4 protein-coding genes are annotated in these 3,597 nt (G+C 72.1%); 2 read left to right on the top strand and 2 right to left on the bottom strand.

All coding sequences use genetic code 11. From position 1 onward, the window contains the following. Positions 1-74: 74 nt before the first annotated feature. Complete coding sequence (locus tag CH341_RS29480) at positions 75-764, bottom strand: response regulator (RefSeq protein ID WP_111422901.1); 690 nt, start codon at positions 762-764, stop codon at positions 75-77. A 124-nt stretch (positions 765-888) separates the two neighbouring features. Next, the gene (locus CH341_RS29475; protein ID WP_111422899.1) at positions 889-1,497 is read right to left on the bottom strand and encodes a Spy/CpxP family protein refolding chaperone; all 609 of its coding nucleotides are present in this window, start codon (positions 1,495-1,497) and stop codon (positions 889-891) included. A gap of 240 nt (positions 1,498-1,737) precedes the next feature. On the opposite strand from CH341_RS29475, the gene CH341_RS29470 reads away from it, so the two are divergent. Next, positions 1,738-2,409, top strand: a complete 672-nt coding sequence (locus CH341_RS29470) for a shikimate kinase (RefSeq protein ID WP_111422896.1) — start codon at positions 1,738-1,740, stop codon at positions 2,407-2,409. After that, the gene (gene aroB, locus CH341_RS29465) at positions 2,406-3,533 is read left to right on the top strand and encodes a 3-dehydroquinate synthase (RefSeq protein ID WP_111422894.1); all 1,128 of its coding nucleotides are present in this window, start codon (positions 2,406-2,408) and stop codon (positions 3,531-3,533) included. The genes CH341_RS29470 and aroB overlap by 4 nt, the downstream gene beginning before the upstream one ends. Positions 3,534-3,597: the final 64 nt, after the last annotated feature.

The raw sequence follows: 3,597 nt of genomic DNA, 5'->3' as shown, positions 1-3,597 counted from the left end.
GCGCTGACGCGCGCCCCGACCCTCCCCCTCCAGGGGAGGGTGAACCGCAGATCGCATCTCCTTCACGGTCATCATCACTCCTGCGCCTTCGCAAACACGTAGCCGGTGCCGCGGACCGTGATGACGCGGCGGGGCTTCTTGGGGTCGTCCTCGATGGCGGCGCGGATGCGGGAGACGTGGACGTCGATCGAGCGGTCGAACGCCTCCAGCCGCTCGTGCTTGACCAGATCCATGATCGCCTCGCGGGTCATCACCCGGCCGGCGTGGCGGGCCAGCACCAGCAGGAGCTCGAACTGGTAGCCGGTCAGCGGCCGCGGCTCGCCGTCGAGCCGCACCTCGCGGGCGCCGAGATCGATCTCCAGCCGGCCGAAGCGCATCAGCTCGGCGAGCGGCTCGCCGCCTTTCGAGCGGCGCAGCACCGCCTTGAGGCGGGCCAGCAGCTCGCGCGGCTCGAACGGCTTCGGCAGATAGTCGTCGGCGCCGACCTCGAGGCCGATCACCCGGTCCATGGCGTCGCCGCGGGCCGTGAGCATCAGGATCGGCGTGCGGGAGCGCGCCCTGACGGAGCGGCAGACGTCGAGCCCGTCCATGTCGGGCAGCATCAGGTCGAGCACCATCGCGTCGAACGCCTGACGGTCGTGCAGCCCGATGCCGGCCTGGCCGGTCGGCGCCACCGTGACGTCGAATCCCGCGGCGCCCAGATAACTCCTCACCATCTCGGCGAGGCGGGCGTCGTCCTCGATCAGCAGGATGTGGTCGGGCATGGGATGTCTGCGGGATGATCCGACGGCGGGACGGGGCCGGCAGTCTAGCGCGAAACAGGAAGGAGCGCCGCCGTTCGGGGTGGGAACGGCGGCGCTCCGGTCCGCGGTCGCGGGACCCGGGGACTCAGCCCCGCGAAAAACCGCGGAAGAACCCGCCCGGCGACATCCGGTCGTCGAGCTTGCGGCGCTGCTCGGGGGTGAGCACGTCGGCGGCGTCGCCGAGCGCCTGGGCGATGCGCTTGCTGGCCTGGTCGGCGAGCGCGATCTGGTCGGCCCGCAGCTTCTCGATCGCGGCGCGGTCGACGGTCTGGGCGGTCAGCAGGTCGTGCGCCTGGCCGCGCGCCGTGCGGAGCTTCTCACGCATCGGCAGCACGTCCTTGAGGGCGGACTTGACGATGGCACGCAGCTTCTCCTGCTGCTCGTTGGTGGCGTCGAGCTCGACCGCGAGGTGGCGCACCATGCGGTCGGCGCGCTGCTCGGCCTGGGCCGGATCGAAGGCGCGATCGCCGAACGGGCCGCCCCAGCCGTGCGGGCCGAAGCCCGGGCCGCCATGGGCGAAGGGCGGGCCGAAGCCCATGCCCTGGCCGAGCGAGCCGGTGGCCGACAGGCCGACGCCGACCAGGCCGGCCGCCAGCGCGGCGACCACGGCATAGGAGGCGATGCGGCGGCCCCGCCGGGGCGCCGGGGCGGGGCTGGCGGACGGGGCCTGCGGGTCGGGAATACGGTCGGTCATGGAAGGTCTCCTCGTGTGGTCGCAACGATCGTCGGGCGCTCGCCTCGCCGGTCGTCGTGCGAAGGCTTTTGGCCGATCGGCCATGTCGTCACTGTCGGGGACCGCCGTTTCAGGGGCTTCTCCGCCGCGTAAAGTTTTGTAAAGACGAGCGGCCCGACCGGCCCGCCGGCCGTCCGATGGACAGGCGGGGCCCGGGGTTGTAATCGAGCGAACATTCATCGAACGGATCAGCCGGACCGCATGACCGACCTCGCCTTGCGCCCTCCTCCCGAGCCCTCCGCGCTCGCTCTCGCGGTCGCGCGGGCGCTCGGCGGGCGTTCGCTCGTGCTCATCGGCATGATGGGGGCCGGCAAGTCGTCGATCGGACGCCGCCTGGCGAGCCGCATGGGCCTGCCCTTCGTCGACGCCGACACCGAGATCGAGCTCGCCGCCGGCATGTCGATCCCGGACATCTTCGAGGCGCATGGCGAGGACTATTTCCGGGCCGGCGAGGCGCGCGTCATCAGCCGGCTGCTGGCCGAGGGCCCGCGCGTGGTGGCGACCGGCGGCGGCGCCTTCATGAATTCCGGCACCCGCGCCCTGATCGGCGCGCGCGGCCTGTCGGTCTGGCTCAATGCCGAGCTCGACGTGCTGCTGCGCCGGATCCGCCGGCGCTCCGACCGCCCGCTGATGCAGACGCCCGATCCCGAGGCGACGCTCGCCAAGCTGATCGATGAGCGCTATCCCGTCTACGCCGCGGCGGACCTCACCGTGCAGTCGCGCGAGGTGCCGCACGACGTCATCGTCGAGGAGATCGTGACGGCGCTGGCCGCCCATCTCGGGGTGGAGCCGCCGGCCGGCACTCCATCGACCGGCACGCCGCCCGCCGGTCGGCCGTCCGGCCCGCAGGCCGAAGAAGGATCCGCGTCATGAACGCTCCGACACGCCCGGGCGAGCCCGTCATCGTCGACGTCGCGCTCGGCGACCGCGCCTACGACATCGTCATCGGGCGCGGCCTCCTGTCGGCGCTGGGGCCGCGACTGGCGGGCCTGAAGACCGGGGCCAAGGCCGCCGTGGTCTGCGACGTGACGGTCGCGGCCCTGCACCTCGCCGCGGTCGAGGCGGCGCTGGAGGCCGTCCAGATTCCCAGCACCCGCGTCATCGTCGCGGCCGGCGAGGGATCGAAGAGCTTCGCCACCCTGGAGCGCGTCTGCGACGAGCTGCTGGCCGCCCGCATCGAGCGCGGCGACGTCGTCGTCGCGCTCGGCGGCGGCGTCATCGGCGACCTCTCGGGCTTCGCCGCCGCCGTCACGCGGCGCGGGCTCGACTACGTGCAGGTGCCGACCACGCTGCTCGCCCAGGTCGATTCCTCGGTCGGCGGCAAGACCGCGATCAACTCGAAGCTCGGCAAGAACCTGGTCGGCGCCTTCCACCAGCCGATCCTGGTGGTCGCCGACACGGCGCTGCTCGACACGCTCTCCCCGCGCGAGTTCCGCGCCGGCTATGCCGAGGTCGCGAAATACGGGCTGCTGGGCGACGCCGGCTTCTTCGCCTGGCTGGAGGCCAATGCGCGCGACATCTTCGCCGGCGGCCCGGCCCGCGAGCACGCCGTCGCCACCTGCTGCCGCATGAAGGCCGACATCGTCGCCCGCGACGAACGCGAGATCGGCGACCGCGCACTGCTCAATCTCGGCCACACCTTCGGCCATGCGTTCGAGGCGGCGGCCGGCTTCTCGGCGAAACTGCTGCACGGCGAGGCGGTGTCGCTCGGCATGGTGCTGGCGTTCCGCTACTCGGCCCGCATCGGCCTGTTGAACAAGACCGAGGTCGAGCGGGTGGAGAAGCACCTCGCCGAGATCGGCCTGCCGACCCGGGTGAAGGACGTGCCGTTCCGCTGGCCCGACGCCGATCGCATGATGGACCTGATGGCGCAGGACAAGAAGGTGAAGCGCGGCCAGATGACGTTCATCCTGGCGCGCGGCATCGGCCAGGCCTTCGTCACCCGCGACGTCGACCCGAACGACATCCGCGCCTTCGTGGCATCGCAACTGGCGTGAGCTCGTTTCTTCACCTCCCCCTAGAGGGGGGAGGTCGGTCCGCGAAGCGGACCGGGAGGGGGTG

It is taken from the genome of Rhodoplanes roseus, assembly GCF_003258865.1.
GTDB classification, from domain to species: domain Bacteria; phylum Pseudomonadota; class Alphaproteobacteria; order Rhizobiales; family Xanthobacteraceae; genus Rhodoplanes; species Rhodoplanes roseus.
This window is presented reverse-complemented; position numbering and strand designations above follow the sequence as displayed.

Bases quoted from the DNA above. Each gene is read 5' to 3' on its own strand.
- CH341_RS29480 (WP_111422901.1), bottom strand. From the start codon at position 764: ATGCCCGACCACATCCTGCTGATCGAGGACGACGCCCGCCTCGCCGAG.
- CH341_RS29470 (WP_111422896.1), top strand. From the start codon at position 1,738: ATGACCGACCTCGCCTTGCGCCCTCCTCCCGAGCCCTCCGCGCTCGCT.
- CH341_RS29475 (WP_111422899.1), bottom strand. From the start codon at position 1,497: ATGACCGACCGTATTCCCGACCCGCAGGCCCCGTCCGCCAGCCCCGCC.
- aroB (WP_111422894.1), top strand. From the start codon at position 2,406: ATGAACGCTCCGACACGCCCGGGCGAGCCCGTCATCGTCGACGTCGCG.